At 33.9% G+C, this 20,357-nt stretch carries 15 protein-coding genes and 1 pseudogene; all 16 read right to left on the bottom strand.

Annotated features, from left to right (window positions below):
- Nucleotides 1-6 precede the first annotated feature (6 nt).
- Nucleotides 7-1,938, bottom strand: a complete 1,932-nt coding sequence (locus tag Q4546_RS07800; RefSeq protein WP_303446044.1) for a nucleoside-diphosphate sugar epimerase/dehydratase — start codon at nt 1,936-1,938, stop codon at nt 7-9.
- Between the two features lie 303 nt (nt 1,939-2,241).
- Entirely contained in the window at nt 2,242-3,246 is a 1,005-nt protein-coding gene (locus Q4546_RS07805; RefSeq protein ID WP_303446045.1) for an NAD-dependent epimerase, read from the bottom strand.
- Between the two features lie 26 nt (nt 3,247-3,272).
- On the bottom strand, nt 3,273-4,439 hold the full coding sequence (locus tag Q4546_RS07810; protein WP_303446046.1) for a nucleotide sugar dehydrogenase: 1,167 nt from the start codon (nt 4,437-4,439) through the stop codon (nt 3,273-3,275).
- Between the two features lie 12 nt (nt 4,440-4,451).
- Nucleotides 4,452-5,012 (bottom strand): sugar transferase, encoded by a 561-nt coding sequence (locus tag Q4546_RS07815; RefSeq protein ID WP_303446047.1) that lies wholly within the window; start codon nt 5,010-5,012, stop codon nt 4,452-4,454.
- Between the two features lie 9 nt (nt 5,013-5,021).
- Nucleotides 5,022-5,930, bottom strand: a complete 909-nt coding sequence (locus Q4546_RS07820) for an NAD-dependent epimerase/dehydratase family protein (RefSeq protein WP_303446048.1) — start codon at nt 5,928-5,930, stop codon at nt 5,022-5,024.
- A 2-nt stretch (nt 5,931-5,932) separates the two neighbouring features.
- Complete coding sequence (locus Q4546_RS07825; RefSeq protein ID WP_303446049.1) at nt 5,933-6,739, bottom strand: glycosyltransferase; 807 nt, start codon at nt 6,737-6,739, stop codon at nt 5,933-5,935.
- A 16-nt stretch (nt 6,740-6,755) separates the two neighbouring features.
- Nucleotides 6,756-7,619, bottom strand: a complete 864-nt coding sequence (locus Q4546_RS07830) for a beta-1,6-N-acetylglucosaminyltransferase (RefSeq protein WP_303446050.1) — start codon at nt 7,617-7,619, stop codon at nt 6,756-6,758.
- An 8-nt stretch (nt 7,620-7,627) separates the two neighbouring features.
- Nucleotides 7,628-8,512, bottom strand: coding sequence for a glycosyltransferase family 2 protein (locus Q4546_RS07835; RefSeq protein WP_303446051.1), 885 nt, complete (start codon nt 8,510-8,512; stop codon nt 7,628-7,630).
- A gap of 33 nt (nt 8,513-8,545) precedes the next feature.
- Nucleotides 8,546-9,703 carry an O-antigen ligase family protein gene (locus tag Q4546_RS07840; protein ID WP_303446052.1) on the bottom strand — a complete coding sequence of 386 codons (1,158 nt, stop codon included), beginning with the start codon at nt 9,701-9,703 and terminating at the stop codon, nt 8,546-8,548.
- Nucleotides 9,700-10,812 carry a glycosyltransferase family 4 protein gene (locus Q4546_RS07845; RefSeq protein ID WP_303446053.1) on the bottom strand — a complete coding sequence of 371 codons (1,113 nt, stop codon included), beginning with the start codon at nt 10,810-10,812 and terminating at the stop codon, nt 9,700-9,702. The genes Q4546_RS07840 and Q4546_RS07845 overlap by 4 nt, the downstream gene beginning before the upstream one ends.
- Nucleotides 10,813-11,853, bottom strand: a complete 1,041-nt coding sequence (locus Q4546_RS07850) for a polysaccharide pyruvyl transferase family protein (RefSeq protein WP_303446054.1) — start codon at nt 11,851-11,853, stop codon at nt 10,813-10,815.
- A 1-nt stretch (nt 11,854) separates the two neighbouring features.
- Complete coding sequence (locus Q4546_RS07855) at nt 11,855-12,985, bottom strand: glycosyltransferase (RefSeq protein ID WP_303446055.1); 1,131 nt, start codon at nt 12,983-12,985, stop codon at nt 11,855-11,857.
- A complete protein-coding gene (locus Q4546_RS07860) occupies nt 12,982-14,436 on the bottom strand; it encodes a lipopolysaccharide biosynthesis protein (protein WP_303446056.1) in 1,455 nt (484 codons plus the stop codon). The genes Q4546_RS07855 and Q4546_RS07860 overlap by 4 nt, the downstream gene beginning before the upstream one ends.
- A gap of 282 nt (nt 14,437-14,718) precedes the next feature.
- Nucleotides 14,719-15,700: pseudogene (locus Q4546_RS07865) on the bottom strand (ISAs1 family transposase).
- 436 nt (nt 15,701-16,136) lie between these two features.
- Nucleotides 16,137-17,111 carry a Wzz/FepE/Etk N-terminal domain-containing protein gene (locus tag Q4546_RS07870; RefSeq protein ID WP_303446057.1) on the bottom strand — a complete coding sequence of 325 codons (975 nt, stop codon included), beginning with the start codon at nt 17,109-17,111 and terminating at the stop codon, nt 16,137-16,139.
- Nucleotides 17,112-17,226: 115 nt separating this feature from the next.
- Nucleotides 17,227-19,986 carry an SLBB domain-containing protein gene (locus Q4546_RS07875; protein WP_303446058.1) on the bottom strand — a complete coding sequence of 920 codons (2,760 nt, stop codon included), beginning with the start codon at nt 19,984-19,986 and terminating at the stop codon, nt 17,227-17,229.
- Between the last annotated feature and the right edge of the window lie 371 nt (nt 19,987-20,357).

Raw genomic sequence — 20,357 nt, forward strand, 5'->3', positions numbered from 1 at the left:
TAAAAATTAAGCTAATTTGATGACATTTTTGTGTGCTTGTGAATTTTTTTCAGTTTGCTGAAATAATAAATCACAAATACCATCAGTAGGCGCAAAACCTGTAGGAGTTTTTAGCAAAATATCTCGAATAGTTTCGTGGTCAAAAGCATGGCAAGCAGCATCTAAACGCTCAAGAATTTTAGAATACTCTGCCCATGAAAGATGAACCTCATTGGCCGTCATTATTCTTTCATGCTCGGTACCCGTGACATCATCACCAATCAATAGTTCTTCATAGAGCTTCTCACCAGGGCGTAATCCACTATATTCAATCGCTATTTCGCCTTCGGGGTTAAACTCATCACGGACATCAAAACCACTCAGTCGGATCATTTTACTGGCTAAATCGATAATTTTGACTGATTTCCCCATATCCAATACAAATACATCACCGCCTTTACCCATTGCACCAGCCTGAATAACAAGCTGCGAAGCTTCTGGTATCGTCATAAAGAAACGGGTGATTTCTGGGTGAGTCACAGTGACTGGCCCGCCATTGGCAATTTGCGTTCTAAAAAGCGGCACTACTGAGCCTGATGACCCCAAAACATTACCAAATCGAACCATACAAAAACGAGTTTGATGCTTCTCTTTTGAAAAAGCTTGTAACACCAGCTCTGCCATACGCTTGGTTGTGCCCATAACGTTAGTTGGACGTACCGCTTTATCTGTTGAAACTAAAACAAAGGTTTCGACTTTGGCTGCAATAGCCGCTCTTGCGGTATACAGGGTGCCAAAAACGTTATTTCGAACCCCTTCAACAACATTGTGCTCAACCAGTGGCACATGCTTATAAGCCGCTGCGTGATAAACCGTTTGAACACCAAAAGATTCCATAATCGCTTGGACACGATTCTCACGTTGAACCGAGCCCATCATCGGCAAAATGCGTACATTGAGGCCAAGCTCTTTTGCTGTTGCTGATAACTCTCTTTCAATGGCATAAAGCGAATATTCAGACAGTTCGAATAACACTAATTTTTTTGGTGATTTTTTTAAAATTTGACGACATAATTCTGAGCCGATAGAGCCGCCAGCACCAGTCACCATAACCACTTTATCGGTAATATTGGCAGTTAATAAATCTTGTCTAGGCGCGACCGAATCACGCCCTAATAAATCATCAATTTCAACTTCTTTAATATCACTATAAAGTTTATTACCACTTACCAGATCGGCCATTGCAGGAATGGTTAACACCTGAGTAGATAACGACTCTAAACGATTAAGAATGTCTTTACGTTTGGCTCTGGTTGCACTGGGTATTGCAAGCAACACTTTGGTTGCTGCTTTTTGAGTGATGAGTTTACGTATGATTGAGGGTGAATGAACGTGAACACCTTGGATTACACTGCCATGTAGCGCTTCATCATCATCGACGAAAGCGTAAGGATAATATTCATGGCTTAGCACCAAAGAGTTCAGTAATTGACGACCACTGACCCCTGCACCATAAATAATCACTGGCTCACCGTGACGTTTAATACCTGAGCCAACTAAAGAACGAACAAGTGCACGCGTTCCCCCTACAAACACCAAAGCGAACATGGCATATATGATAGGAACAGTGCGAGGCAGATGCGCTTCAGTAAAATAAGAGACGAACACTAAAGTGACAGTTGACGCGACAATACCAAGTAAAATAGCCGTTATTGCTTGTAAGCTCATATAACGCAATACCGCGCGGTACAAACCAAGCTTGGCGAACGCTAAAATGCTGAAAGGAATACTTGTAGCAACTAAAGCCCAGTAATGCCCATTAAGCAACACACTGACATCATCAACTCTGACTAATAACGCAGCCCAAAAGGCAATGCTTAGAAAAACAGTGTCAATTGCGATACTCACTAAACGTTTTTGACTACGCTCTAAACGAAACAACTTTTGCAAAAAATCCATTTTCCGCTCCATCAACTTAAAAATCATAGTGTATTACTTCTTTAAATACGAACGCCTCACCACTATACCATTTACAGGGTAATATGAGTAATGCGTACAACTAGCTTAGGATATTATATGTGAGAGCATGAAAGAACACGAAGAAAAAACTTAACTTGTGCACTACTCTGGAATTGTAGGAATAAATGTGAACAAAAAACCGATGAGACACATTTTTATCGACTTTTTTGATAATGAGACAGAAAAAATTAGCGCTATTATAAGTAAATCAATATTCTAGCGCTAAAATCATAATAGATATAACTATTTATTATAAAACTCGCGGTACCATTTTACAAACTCAGCAACGCCTTCTTTGACACCTACTCGAGGTTTATAGCCAGTTGCTTCAAATAAATCTTCAACATCGGCATAAGTTTGGTAAACATCACCCGGCTGCATTTCTCTAAAGTTTTTCTTAGCTTCAATGCCTAACTCATCTTCAATAGCTTTGACAAAGCCCATCAGATTAATCGGTGAACCATGCCCTATATTATAAACTGAATATGGCGCAGAGCTAGTCGCTGGTGAACCATTTTCGACAGTCCAAGATTTATCCCGACTTGGTATGACATCAGCAACTCGAACAACACCTTCAACGATGTCATCGACGTGAGTAAAATCACGCCACATATCACCATTGTTATTAATATCTATTGTCTCACCGTCTAAAATCTTTTTAGTAAAAATAAACGGCGCCATATCAGGACGACCCCAGCTACCATATACGGTGAAAAATCTAAGACCTGTGGTTGGAATATCATACAAATGTGAATAGCTATGGGCCATCAACTCATTGGACTTTTTGGTTGCAGCATAAAGTGAAACTGGATGATCGACGCTGTCAGATGTTGCAAATGGGGTTTTAGCATTTAAGCCATATACAGAGCTTGAGGATGCATACACTAGATGTTTCACTTCAGTGCGACGACACCCTTCTAAAATGTTCAAATGCCCAACAAGATTGGAATCGGCATAGGCTAGTGGATTTTCAATCGAATATCGAACGCCTGCCTGTGCCGCTAAATGAATAACCCGATCAAACTGCTCATGTTCAAATAACTGTTTAACCGCTTCTCTGTCTGCAATATCCAGTTTAATTAATCGAAAATTATCATGTACGATACGCTTTAAACGTGCATATTTTAAATTAACATCATAGTAATCATTGATATTATCAACACCAATAATTTCATGACCCGCTGTGATTAACTTTTCGACTACAGCACTGCCTATGAAGCCTGCTGCGCCAGTGACTAAATATTTCATAACACTTCTCGAACTTATTTAAAGTACTAATCTGAACCAAAAAGGTCACGAGTATACACTTTATCACTTACATCGCGTATTTCATCAACCATGCGGTTTGAAACTATCACATCGCAAGACGCTTTAAACTCTTCTAAATTCTTAATAACTTTTGAATGAAAGAATTCATCTTGTTCAAGCACAGGCTCATAAACGACAACATCGATACCTTTAGCTTTCAATCGTTTCATAATGCCTTGGATACTTGATGCTCTAAAATTGTCAGAACCTGACTTCATGATCAAACGATAAATGCCAACACGCTTTGGATCACGCTTTAAAATACTGTTAGCAATAAAGTCTTTTCGAGTTGTATTCGCATCAACAATTGCACCGATGATACTGTTAGGGACATCCGCATAATTTGCACGAAGCTGTTTTGTATCTTTGGGTAAACAGTAACCACCATAACCAAAAGACGGGTTATTGTAGTGAGAGCCAATACGGGGATCTAAACCAACACCTTCAATAATTTGTCGCGCATCCAAACCATGACTTTCTGCATACGTATCAAGTTCATTAAAATATGCAACCCGAAGAGCAAGGTAGGTGTTTGAAAACAACTTTACAGCCTCAGCTTCTGTCGAGTCGGTAAACAAAACTTCAATGTTATCTTTTACAGCGCCTTCGACTAAAAGTTTAGCGAAAACTTCAGCTCGTTCACTACGTTCACCCACAATGATCCGCGAAGGATGTAAATTATCAAAAAGAGCTCGACCTTCGCGTAAGAACTCAGGTGAGAATAATAAATTATCACAACCTAGTTCTTCCTTGATACGTGCTGTATATCCGACAGGAACTGTAGATTTAATAACCATCACTGCATTCGGATTGATTGTCATTACTTCTTTAATTACAGATTCAACTGTAGATGTATTGAAATAATTTGTTTCAGGATCATAATCTGTTGGAGTAGCTATAATCACAAAATCAGCATTAACATACGCAATTTGCTTATCGAGTGTAGCTGTAAAATTAAGTGCTTTATTAGTTAAAAAATCTTCAATTTCAACATCGATAATAGGTGATTTTTTTTCATTGAGCATTTTTACTTTTTCAGGAATTATATCAACAGCAATAACTTCATGGTTTTGAGCAAGAAGCATTGCATTTGATAAACCTACATAACCTGTACCAAGGACTGCAATTTTCATTATATTTCTCTTTTATTTTACTGCATCACCACGACCACGACCAGTAACTGTCATGATAATATATTGAAAGTATTTTTTTAATGTTAGTGTGTCAATCATTTCTCTATCAGTTCTAGCTAATAATTTTGGCATTGACATATCGATATTATTAACTTGTGAAAGACCGGTAATTCCTGGCTTTACAGAGTATACCCCATATGAATCTCTCTCTTTAATCAGTTCAACTTGGTTAAATAAGTTTGGCCTAGGACCAACCAAACTCATATCACCTTTAAAAACATTCCAAAGTTGGGGTAGCTCATCAAGTTTGGTCTTTCTCAAGAATGAACCAAACTTAGTAATTGAAGATGTGTTAGTTAGATGACTAGCTACAGAAATAGTATCTATGTTCATAGTTCTAAACTTAATTAAAATGAAAGGTTTTTTATCACGACCTACTCGCTCTTGTATAAAAATTGGTGAGCCTGTATCGAACAAACCAATAATTAACAAGAGTAGGAAAACAGGTAAAAAAAACAACAACCCAATAAAAGAAAATGATAAATCTAAGAATCTAAGAAATAAATTTAACATTGGCGTACCTTATTTATTATGTTCATTTAAAGATTCCTTCATAGTTTCTATAGGTTTCCAGCCAAGTAATTCTTTTGCCTTACTATTATCAACTTGTAAATTATTAAGTAATTGAACAGACAAACCTCTCATACCTAGCAAAAGAAAAGAAAAATTAAGTACACTTCTGGGAATTGGAACTAAAAAGAACTTCAGCCCAAGCGAAGTTCTCAAATTGATTAGCAACTCTTTTGTCGATAAAAATCCATCATCTGCAATGAGAAAAACCTCGTTAGCTGCTTTAGGGTGAATAATACATAGTGAAATAAAACTTGCTAAATTATCAACAGATATATAGCTTCTTGAATTATTAATCATACCAAAAGGAAGAGGTAAATTCATTTTAGTCATTCTTATTAACTTTCTAAAATTGCCAGGTGCATTTTTACCATAAACGAGTGGAGGTCGAATAATCACAAGTTCAAAATTTAATTTATTAGCAAGACTAATCAACCCTTTTTCAGCCTCTAACTTAGAAATAGTATAGGGGTTTTGAGGATTAGTGGGTGATAACTCATTAAAAGTTTCATTATCCTTTGTACAAGAACCTAATACACCAATAGAGCTAATGAAAATAAACCGCCGCATACCTTGAGCCGCCAATGATTCAGCTAAAAGTAGAGTCAAATTATTGTTTACTTGATCATATTCGAAATGTTCATTCCCATGAACATTAGCAGCTAAATGTATAATAGTTTGAAAATTACCAGTTATTTGTATACCATTCGCTAATTCATTTAAATCGAACTGTTTCCAACATATGTTACGATAATCAACTTGATGACGTCGAGTTAAGGCTGTGACATTATAATCACCCAAATAGTTTAACAACCTACTTCCAATAAAACCGCTGGCACCTGTAATCAATATAGAGTTCAAACCTACATCCTAGAAATTTTATAAAATAAATAGATTATTTTTTGGGGGAATAACCTAGGTATAGATCGCTTAATAAAATAGTATAAGGATTTGCAAGTACTATTGTTTATCAAGGCAATCTTCTTTTTAGTAATTAACCATTCACTTTTTATATATTCAAAACCCGATCTCCTTGTTAGCATAGATTCACCAGTTCTTGCTTTTACTAAACAAACAGGAATATTTAAACCTTCAAAACCTGAATTTACAAGCCTCAGCCAAAGATACCAATCTTCCATAAATGGTAGATGTTTATAGTTACCAACTTGGATTATATGCTTTTTATTGTACATAACTGTCATATGATTAAAAGGGTTAGACTTTAGGATTTGTTTATAGATATCTTTATTACTCAAAGGAACCTTTCGGACACTTATACATTCTAATGTAAAAGGATCTACCTCAGTTATATAGCTACCACAAATTGATAAATCTGGATTCAGCTTGAAGGCTTCTATTTGTTTTTCAAAACGGTTTAGCTCACAAATATCATCTGTATCCATACGCGCAACTAAATTGTTTACACATTTACCTAGACCAAAATGTAGAGCTTTACCAAGTCCTACATTATTAGGTAAAGGAAAAACTTTTACATTCATGACTTCCTGCCACTTATGAATAATTAAAATCAGTTCATCTGTAATCTCACCATCTATTACAAGAACTATTTCATCGGGATTAACCGTCTGTAAATGAAGGCTTTTAAAGCAATCATCTAAAAACTCAGGTTTTTCTTTTATGTAAAGTGACATTAATACTGAAAATTTCATAATATACCAACAAACATCATATAGCTTTATTTTCTTGAATCAACTTCAAGAGTTCATCCCTTAAAGAAACATTTTTTCTGAAATCAAATTTCCTTGCGAAAAAGTCTGATGTGTTAATGAGATCATCTACATCTGATATAAATAAAGGGCTATTACTGCCCTGTACCCAGTTAATAGTTCTAAGATTATTATTGACCCAAGTACCTGACAAATCACTATTTATCAACTTTGACTGAAAATAAATCTCATCAACACACTTACTGTACTTTAACTTATCTAAATCTGACTCACTACTAATTAACAAATTCACAAAATTATTATTTAAAGTGAACCAAGATGAACCTTTGTAAATATTTACAAAAGAAGAAAACCTAGAATTAACACCAATAAAGCTTAAAGACTTACCTAAAGAACCTATTACAAAACGAAAAACTGGACTACTTCTATAAATAGAGGTATCAACAAATAAATGATAATTATTTACACGAGAAGTACAAATATTCTTTTTTGCCTCAATAAAATTTTTTCCATGTGAATTTGACAAGAACAACAAAAAATCAGTCAAAGGTTTTATAGGAAAACATTCCCCACTAAGTAATGTATAAAAATTATAACTGTTCATTTTCTTAGCAGACTTTAGTAACGAAAATGTAGCTTTAACTTGTGATACATGTCCCCAAAAAACATTGACACGCTCATCCGTAAACTGAACCTTATGGATAAAATCGCAACTATTGACAAATAAAGATAGAGATTTGAATGCACAATCATGCTTTTTATCCACATGAATACAAATGTCACACACATCTGAAAGGATTTTAATTAACAGCCTTAACTGTTCGGTATCTTTATGAACTTGAATTAAAAATATGTTTTCCATGCCACCCTCTAAGTAAAAGGATATAGTTTATTTAAAACAATTTTAGGTAAGAATATTAAGGTCAAAGCCTTAATATTGGGCTTACAAAAAAAAGACTTTAATGAGTAAATCAGCGTTGTTTTATAACAATACTTCTTACTGGATAAAGCGCACCTCAAATATAATTGTGATTTAAATTTATTATATAAACCGTAACTAGTTATATCTTCATTATACTTATTAAGGAGGTACTTACCGGCACAAATATACTTATCATAGTTTGAGCTTATTTGGTTACCATTGTTATGTATTGTGTATAAAACATTGCAACCAAAATCATGAGCAACCTTTGAAATTTTTGAAATTCTAATCCACAAATCGTAATCTTGTAAGCAAGATAATTTTTCATCAAACTTGCCAGCTTTAATAAAGATATGCTTTCTTAGAGCAACTCTGGAAGTTGAACCGATAATATTACCTTTACTAAGTAAATCAAAATGAACGTTTTTACTTGAAACAGGCTTAACCTCCCTCAATACCATGTCCAAATTATTACTTGCAACGATCTTAATACCAGTATAAACCAAACCCACACTTGGATCAGACATTAGGATATCAAGACGACGTTTTAAAGAATACTCATTTAAGGCATCATCATCATCAAGTAAGAAAACTATATCTGCAGAACTCTTTAAAACGCCTAAGTTACGAGAATAATTAGCGCCTTTACTTTCTAAATTTGAAAGCAATTGAAAATCTACTTTCTTAAAATCGATAGAAGAAAAATCTGGTGTTTTGCCACCATCATTAACAACTATAATTTCCCGAGGAAGTATACTATTCTTCAAAATAGTCTTTAAACATCTTAATAAAAATTCTTGACGGTCTTTGGTCGTTATAACTATTGAAAACAAAATTTCACCATAAAATTATTCATTAATACACCTTTATCTGAAAGTATTTTCTGTTTTTACACTTCTTAGCGAAATAAAAACAAGAATAAATGTAAAAGGAATATGTAGAGAATTTAAACTAAAAGAAGTATTCCACTGAAGGAAAAGAAACAAACTTAAAGAAGCTGATATAACCCTCCAAGAATTCAACTTTTTAGCACTAAAAGTTTCAGTTAAATTTATAAGATACAAAATTAGGAAAGGTAGAGTTATCATTAGTAATAATACTCCACCATTAAGTAGCAAATCTAGGAATATGTTATGAGGATAGCCTCCTCCCATCATAACAAAAGGCGAACCAAGACCATAGCCGTGAAGTGGTGAGTCGACAATCCAAGAAAGAACTTGTTCATATATTCTAACTCTTGGTTCTTCTGACATATTCGTTATTGTTCTTTCTATTCGGTCTAGCTGTCTAAATTCAGATATCAAATCAAAATTGTTACTTAGATAGAATAATGCAAAAAAAACAAAAAGTAGCAAAAAAAATAAAGAAGACTTATTGGATCTCCAATTTTTAAAAAAGAAAAATAAAGTAATAGAAAAAGATATAAGTATCGGAAAAATAATTGCAGAACGACTTAATAAAGAGCTTAATGCTAATAAAACCACTAATAAACAGCAAAAATATGACAACTTAGCTAAAATTGACAATTTAAATATCAATAACATTGTCAGTAAAACTGTCAAAAATGCACCTAATGGTACTGACAAAGTTAAATAACTTTGCCCCATAGATGGGTTAAAAGTAATACCTATAAAAATATGATATATTGATAAAAACAAAGCCCATACACAATATAATTTAACAACAAGTTCAGCTGTATTATAATTTAAGACTAATGAAACAAGTAAAACACAAAGTATTGAAAACAATATTTTGTATGTATCTACATTTACCTGCGCTCCAGCAACAAATGCCATGCAGATACAACAAATTAAAATAATCAAAACTGAAAATACAGCTTCTTTTTTTTCAGTAGTCTCAAAATATAATTTTTCTTTTAAAAGAAAACTAATAATGAGCATAACAAAACATACAACATTTAACACTGCTGAAGAAAAAAACAACTTGATAGATGGCAGATTTGTCAATATAAAAATCGCTACTGCAGTGTTACAATCTATGGCCTTAATTTTTTTAATTTTCATTCGATAATTATTTTTGAATAAAGATTATAATACTTATCAGAGATATTTTGAACAGAATACAACCTTTTGGAATCATTTATTATTTCTTCACGACAAAACTTCGAATTTATAAATAAATTTAATTTCTCTTTGAGATCTGCTTCTTCAGCTAACCTGAAAATCAGCCCGTTTTTTTTGTTGATCATATCCTCATGAACTTTAATATTAGATGCAAGAACAGGTTTACCTAAACTGAACGCTTCTAATACAACATTAGGCATCCCTTCAGAATATGAAGGAAGTATTAAACCATCTGAGCTAGCCAAGATTTGGTCTACATTTGTTATCTTCCCCAAATATTCAATAGACACATTTTGATTCGATTTATTAATAGTGTTTAATTGGCCATTTAAGTCTAATATTTCACCATAATCTGGACCAGCCAATACGACGTGTAACATTATATTTTCTGTATCGAAGCTTAATAAACAATCTAGAAGCTCTTGAATCCCTTTCCTTTTACAGATAGCACCAACAAAAGTCAATTTAAACATTCCATTTTGGGAATGTAAATCTTTATATTCATGTTCTTTAAAAAGCACTGAGTTTGCAACTTTTACTATTGAAGATTTATCTACCCCCCAAAAAATCAAATCGTCTTCTATTTCTGAACTAATGGCTATAATTTTATTTGCTTTTTTTACACAACCAATCCTAATCTTTCTAAAAAAACTACTTTTATTAGCTTTTTTCATTTCGTCTTGAGCAACTTTTATAATAACTTTTTTATTAAATATCTTTGAAAAAACAACAGGAATTATACACTCAGGCCCAGCCTTCACTACATGGATAACATCAGCTTTAAAATAAAGTTTAAAAAACTTTAAAAAATTAAATAATGCATAAATGTAAAAAAAATATTTTTCATTTTTTACTGAAAGTCTAGAATAATCATAAAAAGAATGAATGTTGTAATTGTTCTTTAGTTTTTTTTTAGCTTTATAAGCTGTAATAACATCTATATTAATTATAGGGTGTTTACTTAACAAATCACAATTAACTGTATTTAACTGCTTTCCATATCCTGAAAAAGATGGAGGAAATGCATAACAAATTTGAAGAATGTTCAATTATTGCTCCTGATTTAACAGTAGTTTTTCTTTCATAAGATTAGTAACTAAAACATCAATTCTTCTTGATCGTTCAATTAACTCTTTAGGAATAATAACTTTTTCTGAATTACTACAATATGTTATATGTTTAATAACTTTACTCTCATCACTAAAATCATCTAAAAACACATCGGCTCGTCCAAATGACTCGTATAATCTTTTAACTTTAGCATGGTATGGTAAGGAGCAGACCCTTTTATTCAATGCAGAAGCGACAATACCAACATGCAACTTACTCGTTATAATAAAATCTAAAGAGTTAATATCACAAATAAACTTATCCACATCTACATAGTTGACAATTTTGTTTAAAAATAGCTTTTTTATCTCAGGAAAGGTAACACAAACCAAATCAAATTCACCTACGTGATCTTCTATAAAGTAAAATTCATCAGTTTTATTACTTTCTATATACTTCAAAATAGCTGGAATAACTGACATACCATTATTAGTTATATGCACACCAACTTTTCTAATAGGATTCACGATCGTCTGCAAAGTAACCTTATCTCTCAATGATAGTACATAATCTGAAACTAACTCTAACTCTAAATCTTTGTTTAAATCTCTTATTGCAAGAATTGATTCTACATCACGCAAAGCAATTACATCAGCCTTAGCGATGACATGTTTTACCATAAGTTTGGCTATATTTGAATTAATAGGCCCAGCTCCAACGCCTATAATCGAATATGGAATATTGAGTAGCCTACAATAAGTGGCCATATGAAATAATGCTTTATACCTTGATAATGCCCATTTATAGCTATTACCTGGTGGTTCGGAAAAATAACCACCACCGCAAAAAAATAAATAATCAATATTTTTGAGACTTTTTTCAAAACCTTCTGATTTTAATTCCTTTATAACTTGATCACTTGCATTAGGAAAAAAAACATTAAAATTTAGATTTTCTAACCTGTCTTTTAATAATTTAGCTAATAACACATCCCCAAAATTTGAAGTCCATAAAGCGCCCACAATAGCGATATTTTTCATATTATCTACCTACTAAATTATTGTATATTGCCTTTAATTTTAATGACAAATTAGTTACTGAAAAAACTGATCTAGCTTGTTCCGCTATAGCATAATGGTCAAATTCTTGATAGTTATCATAAATATAATTCATTTTATCAACTAATTCTGTTCTAGAGTCACAACTTATTGTAAAACCATTAAAATAATCTTTAATAAAATTCTCAGGACCACCACATCTTGTAGTAATAACCGGCTTTCCTAAACAGAGTGCTTCACTTGCTGGAATGCCAAATGTTTCATGATCGCTAGGTAAAATACACAAATGGCATTGATTTGCTAATTGAAAAATTTTATCTCTATTTTGCTGGCCTAGTAAAGTCACTTTATTTTGAAGTGAATGTCTTGATATATATTCGATGATGTTTTTTTCAATCAATTCATCTGGTATAGGACCTGCAATTAATAAATTCACATTATTCTTATCTGCCGAGAAAGCATCAAAAGCTTCGACTAACAAATCTAACCTTTTAATATCACGCCAATTAGTCCAAGCAGCTATTTTAAAAATAGAAAAATCATCGTCAGAAATAACTTTACTTGTTAAGTATTTATCTTGTAAAACTAATGGTATATCGAACACCTTAGTTTTTGTATATTTCTCAATATATTTTGTATGAGATGGAGTTAATGAAAGAACAACTTTAGCATTATCCAAACTAACCTTTTGACTTCTAGGCAATCTAATTGCATCTCTTTGAAATATTGTCCTATGTTCATTTATAACATACTCTATATTAAAGAACTTATTGATTAAATATGCTAAAACATTTGAATTACCTGTCATTGCATAAGAAAAAACTAATTTAATTTCATTTCTTAATTTAGTTTTTTTAATAATAAAGAGTATAAACAAGAACCACAGATATTGAGTAAAACGATTATTAGTAAATGATAAAAGTTTCATTAACTTTATTTCAAAATTATTTAAATAACAAAGCAGTTCTTCACAGTAACTTGGTGTTGCAGTTATAGTTACAACGTCAAAACCTATATTTTTATGAGCTATTTTTAAAGTGTTTATAGCATCCTCTTTTCTCCCTTCTGCACCTTTTTTTGCATCAAATGGAAGGATTAAAATCATTTTATTCATTTAAATTTAGCCTTTATGTATTGGTATATATATTTTATTTCAGGTACTTTAAATATAACTAGGCATATAAGGTATAAGCTAATATAGATTATTGTTGACAAAATAAACTCAAAAATAAAGTACAAATCAAAATCTTCAATTAATGCCATTACTAATACAAAAGCAACTAAGGCAGAAATAAGATACTTAGAGACATCAGAAGCTTGTTGATAAATTGTATATGTCGAATAAATAGAAGTTATTTTAGCTACAATAAGCCAATTACAAATTGTTGATAGCGTTTGAGCTAATACTAACCCCTTTATGCCCCAATTTAAGCCTACAAATAAAAAAGTAATAACAGAAATACATTCAGTAATTCTTAGTTTTAGGATTAAATCTGTTCTTCCTATAACTTTCAAGAAAGTTAAATTTGAAGATTGTAGAAATCTAAAGCCACCAGAAATAATCAGTATCTTTAGCAAATCACTAACTTGGATCCACCCAGAACCAAAAATTATTTTTATAATGCTATCAGAATTAATAAATACAATAGCTAAAATAGGGTATATTAAGAGCGCAAAAATTTTATTCGATTTACGAAAGTATGGGATCAAACTACCTGACTTACGATTTAACTCAGATAATAATGGGAAAGTAACTTTCTCAATAACATTAACAATTGTTTGAATTATTAAAACTTGAAGATTATTGGCTCTAGAGTAAATACCAGCGGTTCCTACACCCGAACTAGAAGCAATTAGCAGTGTATTCATTTCTTTAGAAGTTGTATTCAAAGTTGTCGCTAACTGCAGTTTCCAACCATAATGATAAAGGTACGTAATTTGTTCTTTATTTATGTGATTCACTTCAAATTTAGAATTTGAATTTTTTTTAATATAAAAAAATAAAATAAAAATTTTATAAATAATCTGTTGTATAACTAGAGCCCAATAGTCCTCGTAAGACCATGCATACAAAACTGCGAATAATGAACTAATAATAAAAACAGGAATATTAATTTTAGTAATCACATCAAATTGTAATTTTTTTTCTAGCTTTGCCTTAATAGCATAACTTATTGAATCAAAGATCAGTAAGAACGCTAAAACAGTGACAACTAGACCAATTCTTTCATCCCCATAAAACTGACTAATTGTAGAGGAAAGACATATGAGGATTAATGAAGCGATAACTCCAACTATAAAGTTTAAAAATATTAAATTTGAAAATAATCGTTCCTCTGACTCACCTTTGTCATCAGCATTGATATAAGCGTGTGTAAATCCTGCAGAAATAAAGCTTTCTGCGATTAAAACAAAAAATAGGACTATTGCTACTAAGCCAAAGTCTTCTGGTGTCAGTAATCTAGCTAAGATAACAATGACTAAGAACTTAGAAAGTTGATTAAGGATTTTTTCAATAGCTGTCCATTTAGCACCTTTAGCTAAATTTCTTATAAAAATACTCATGAATTAAATCTTTTAAAATATTCTAACTATTAAATGTAACAGTTAGTTTTTCAACTGCTTACCTATAATAATTGAAAAAATAAACTTGGAATAAATTACTATTTTTACTGTTAATAAAAAAGAGAATAAAATGTAATTCAAAGAATTGTATAACTATGAAGCACAGGCTTAAAAACTAAACATTAAGCTTTTACTAAAGAATACGCTAAAAGTGCTGAAGACTTAAAACAATTTTGGTAGATTCAAGAAAAACTGTTAAGGCAAGCCTTAATCCCGAAAATCTCATGAACATCCGCACGACACCTGGGCTGCTAGAACTTTACTTAAGTAGTTATTATCCATTGCGCACATCATCCACTTCCTTTTTATTCCCCCTCCTTAAAGCTTGTTTCATTATTTGAGAGGTTTAATCAGGCCAGTCTGATCCGCCAAAAGCTTCTACGCGATCGTCAACTCTTATACGACAAGCATATTCATTGAGACCCATATCAAGTTGCCAATGCATCACTTCAACACACCGACGAGCATGCGTTGCATTATCTCTTCTGCACTCAAATCCTTTGAGCTTATATAATAGCGGTTCGAAACTTCATTTTCGTATCCGATATCATATTTTTGTCGAATACAAACAATTATACCCATCGATTTTAACTCAGGTCATTCCTGAGTAAAATCGCCAAGAACCGATAGATCTTTGTTTGCCAGAGCACATAGAGTCTCGTTTCTATCATGTGAAGTTGCCTGGGTTGAATAACTATCACCATCAAATGACTACAGCATAGCTGGGCGATAATAATCATCAAAAGCTCTTTCTAGTAGTTTTTGATTTCCTTTTATACCCAGTAAATAATCTGCACTTTTGTCCACAATTTTCTGAGATATTTTACGCTGACAATCCATCACATCAATGGTGATTAAAGAACCTTCAATAATTTCCAAAACCTTACGGATTTCGGTTATCTCATTAGTCTTCTGGTGCACCTTAGATTGAGCTAGACACACCATTTGTTAACTTATGATAATCGTTCAACAAATCAATAAATACCCTTTGCAATATTTTGGTATTAATCATACACATTACTCTGTCGATGGTGTCAGGTGAAGGAGCACCATAGGTAAAATCTAAACGGCTATTACCGAAGTCGCTAATACCTTCCCAAGAGTCCTGAGTGGATAAAGCACCATAAATAGTCAATAAAATAATATCTGATAATTTATGATTAACTTGCCTTTTTGTCCGAAGTCTTTGATACTAAAGGTACATAAATGGCTTGTTAGTTTTGACATAATCTTACTCCTAGAAAAGCATAGGGTTTTAAAAGAACACTCAAAACGATCTACAACTCGATCCCATTTTTATTTTCAGTTCGTTCTTTTTTCAGTTCATTATTTTACCGAACCAATTCCCAAATCAGATATAATCCATCTGCTTTCAGCTTTTTAAAAATGCAGGCTTTCATGTCCTTTTCATCGATGTCACTACCAAAATCGATGAATTTAACCACAATAATTCGTTATCTTAGAGTGACAAATACTGAAGGGTTTCACTTCTGCAACTCAACCTTTAAAACCAAGCTGAGACACTTTTTATTCATTTTGAGACAGCAACATTGCCGCTATCTCCTATAAAGCTTAGGTTTCATGCTTTTTATCAAAACAGTCCCAATAGGCTCTTTTTTTTTCTTTTTTCTTTTCTTTGTTTAATCTTCTTTTCTAACGAAATGCCTGATTAAAACAATCATTACCGCTAACATGCCGCCTAGCATTGTGCCTAATACACAAATCAAGGCTCGTTTAGGACCTGCTTTTTCTTCTGGGACTAATGCTGGGTCAATGGTTTTAAATACGTATTCTTCACGTACTTCAGCAAACATAATAGTTTTAGTTTGCTCTTCAATTAGCTGGTAAAGTATCGTGCGAATATCTGCAACATTAGTTTGGGCTATCTGAGTTTCTAGAAATGCGGTACTGCGCTGAGCTTCTGCCACATCGCGCTGTTTCATTTCTAAGTTGATATCTTCTACTAACCATTTAACCCACTGTTGGGCAACTGATGGTGATAAATGCTCTACCGACACTTTCACCATGCCGGTTTCTTTATCACTATTAATAGCGATAGCTTTATTAAATTCTTTGTAGGCTTCCTGCATTGAAGGTTCAGGCTTAAATGGGGCTTTAACCTCACGAATCCATTTGTTGTTTTTAGCATCAAACATTTCAGCATCATACACTAGTGTATCTGATGCCATGTCCCATTTTTCAGCCGCCATGAGGTCGGTAAGAATATTATGCTTTTGAATAAACTCACTGGTAAATTGACGTGATTTAACCACTTCTATCGCCATTTGAGTTTTGTCAACACCACCGCCACCACCAAGGTTGATGCCAGCCATACTTGCAAGACCGCCAAACTGTCCAGCAAGTGCGGCTAAACCACCGCCACCTTGTTCCCCGTCTGCCGGTGAAAGTAGCGCTTCTGATTTATAAGTATTTGGTTGACTAAGTGCAAACAAAACAGAACCAACAGCGAAGACAGCAGTTACTGCAATGATCAACCATTTGCCTTTCCAAATTACTGAAAATAGCTCTCGTAAATCGATTTCATCATCTGCAACAACTTGCGGAGTCGAAGTAAAATTAGCATCTGTGTAATTTTTTGGTATTTGGTTTTTCATGTTTGTTATTAATAAATTTACAGCGATGCTTACTTTGTATTAGCTTAGGCTGTAAATCTAGTTTTTATCCCTGTAATTAATTGGTTGACGCGGTTTAGGATTTTAAAACAAAATTTTACAAGCCTGAAATCGTTGCCAATGCAACCGCAGAGTTATAGACAATTTGTGTCACTTGAGTCCAAAGGGTTAAGTTATCTTTGTACTCAGTATCAAGCGGTACAATAACAGTATCTCCGGCACTTAAAGCGGCCTTGCTGCTAAACCAGAAGCTTTGTTTTGGCATCATTACCGAGCCGTCTGCTTTAATGATATAGGTTCTACCGTCATCAGCACGTTCTCTTGGGCCACCTGACATAGATAAGTATTGGTCTAAAGTCGTGCCTTCTTTAAATCTATGAGTTGACGGGTGCTGTACTTCGCCCATAACAGACACGATTTGTTTCGTGGTAGGCACATACAAAATATCTTTATCTTCAAGTTGTATATCTGCTTGCTCTATTCCCACTTGAATTGCATTTAGATCTACAACTAAACGGCCAACTGCTTGAATATTTTCTAAGTCCGTAAGCATTAGCTGTGCTTCAGAGTAATTAACTACCGTGCCGTCTTTCGACACACCACGGGTTGCAATATCACGACGTAATTGGTCAGCAAGCTTCTTAATTTCAAGTTGCTCTTGTTGCTTTACTGATTCTCTAACAAAAACCGCAGCAGTAGGGAAAGCGAAGTCAGTAAACCCACCTGCGCGTTGCATAACATCGGCAAGCGTTTCGCCTCTACGAATGTTATACATCCCAGGAAATTTCACTTCACCTCGGATTTCAATCGATTTACGCTCTTGCCATTCTGGAGTTGTTAGTACGACCAACATATCACGGCCTTCTAATAACAAATCATCAGATGGAAGGTGATTTATGGCATTATTAATATTGACGTGTATATGGTTGATGTCTGAAAGCGAATCAGAATTTTCAGTTCGGGTTAATTCAGCTCTATTTGTATAAGCACCTTCAACTAAACCACCTGCAGCAACAAGTAAATCACTGACTTTTGCATTAGTTGCTAATGGGTATATACCGCCATTTTTAACTTTGCCAGAAATGGCAACTACTTGAGCTTTTTCTAAAGGGCTACTTTGCTGTGATAACTTGCTAATAATAGGAAATAACAACTCTTCACGACTCATTGAGCCACTTAATTTAATTAAGTCTCTGTCATCAAATAAATTAGATAACATTTTACTGACTTCATCACCGATAAGTTGTTCTTGCTCATTTAGTTCCTTATCAGAACCAGGAATAACTATTCCACCGATTGAAGCTTTATGCATCATTGAACCAGCAGCATCAATATTCATTGACTTAAAACCAGCTTTAAATAAGTCGTTGCCAATAAGTGAGTCACTGCTTAATGATTGGATTTTTTCAGCTCGCTCTTGAACTAATTTATTTAATTCGTAACGATTTATCGATGAATCATCATAATTAAACAAAATGACTTTATCTCTTGGACTTAAAGCAATATTTTCTGACTGAACCTGCTGCGAAATGGCTTTACCTGGTGAAAATTGTAGTACTTCAATTTTACCAAACTTGTTCACTTCACGAATGATTAATGCGTAGTTCAAATCGGCAGATATGGCTAAATCCCCCCAAATGGTAGGTAACAGATCGTTAACCTTCTGTCCCTGATACCACTGGTACTTACCAGGTCGTACAACCGCACCAACAAGGGTTACTGCATCTTCATATTGCATAGAAGCACTTTTTACACGAATAAAATCACCCGCTTTCGCTAGCTTGCTAGCTGCTTTTGCTGATGTTAAGTCAACATTGACGATGGTTTTTAAACCGTTGTGATTATATTGCTCAATGCTGCTTCGCTTGGGATATGCACCGGGGTTAACACCTGCAGCCATTTTGACCACATCATCAATAGTTTCATTGCTCTTAATTTCATAAATGGCCGGACGTCTAATTTCACCGGTAATACTTACTCGTCCACCGACTGATGGAATGAAAACTACATCACCAGAACGTAAATTAATATCTTTTGATGCATCACCTTTTAGCAGCAGATCATATAAATCAAAGCTACCAACTAACTGCCCCTGACGTTTTACTTGAATATTACGTAAACTACCTATTTCATTTACGCCACCAGCTGCAAACAGAGCTTGTGTAATGGTAGATAAACTAGAGACAGTATACGAACCAGGTTTATAGGCATCACCAGCGATAAAAATGCGAATAGAACGTAATTCACCTAGGGTAATATTTGATTCAATACCGATCATTTGTTTTTGAATTCGCTCGCCTAGATACTCGCGTAATTCAGAAAACGTTAGCCCCACAACCGATATAGGCCCCAATTCTGGGAATTGAATATTGCCATCACGACCTATTGTTAAGGCGTATTCACGATTATCTTTACCATAAAGTTGCACATTTAGTGTATCGCCAGGCCCAACCATATAATCACTGGGGACCGGAATATCTGAAATAGGCGAAAATGTCATTGGCTCGCCAGCAAACATGTCATAACCAAAAAATGTTAATTCATCTTTTTTACTATCTTCTTCAAAGTTCAGGTTATTTTTTTCGTTTTCTTTAGCACTTAATTGCTCTTTGCTACTGGTATAGCGTTCAGGCATTTCGGTTGCTTGTTGAAACTGGTTGGATTGACCGCTTTGCCCCGATAACACTGAAGGGCTAATACCATACTGCTTAGCAAGTCTTTGCTGTTCAGAAGCTGGCAAGGATTTAAACTGCTCTATCATTTGTGGAGAGGGGGTTACAGCTTGAATAGGTGCGCTGATAACTAAAGTCGCACTCAGTGCCGCTATTGCGAATATTTTAATCTTCTGTAACACCATGTATCTCCAAGTAAATAATAGCAAATGAATTTTTGAGCTAAAAATTAATTATAAAAAAATAATCTTATATGTGTTATTTGTTTTGATGTTTGCATTTTTTGCTAATTAGACTGATTGCAATCATGCTCAATTCTAATTCGGGCACGCTACCGATCCGCGTGGCGGGCATTGCCCTGATTCAGTACATCCTGTACTTCACCCTTCGGGCCAGCTGAAGCTGTTAATCATTGTTCCCGACAATGATTTTCGGCTTATAGCTAAACGAATGAAACTGTTCATTCGATGCCCTTCAGACACGCTACCGATCCGCGTGGCGGGCATTGCCCTGATTCAGTACATCCTGTACTTCACCCTTCGGGCCAGCTGAAGCT

The organism is Shewanella sp. 4_MG-2023, from assembly GCF_030548015.1.
Taxonomy (GTDB): domain Bacteria; phylum Pseudomonadota; class Gammaproteobacteria; order Enterobacterales; family Shewanellaceae; genus Shewanella.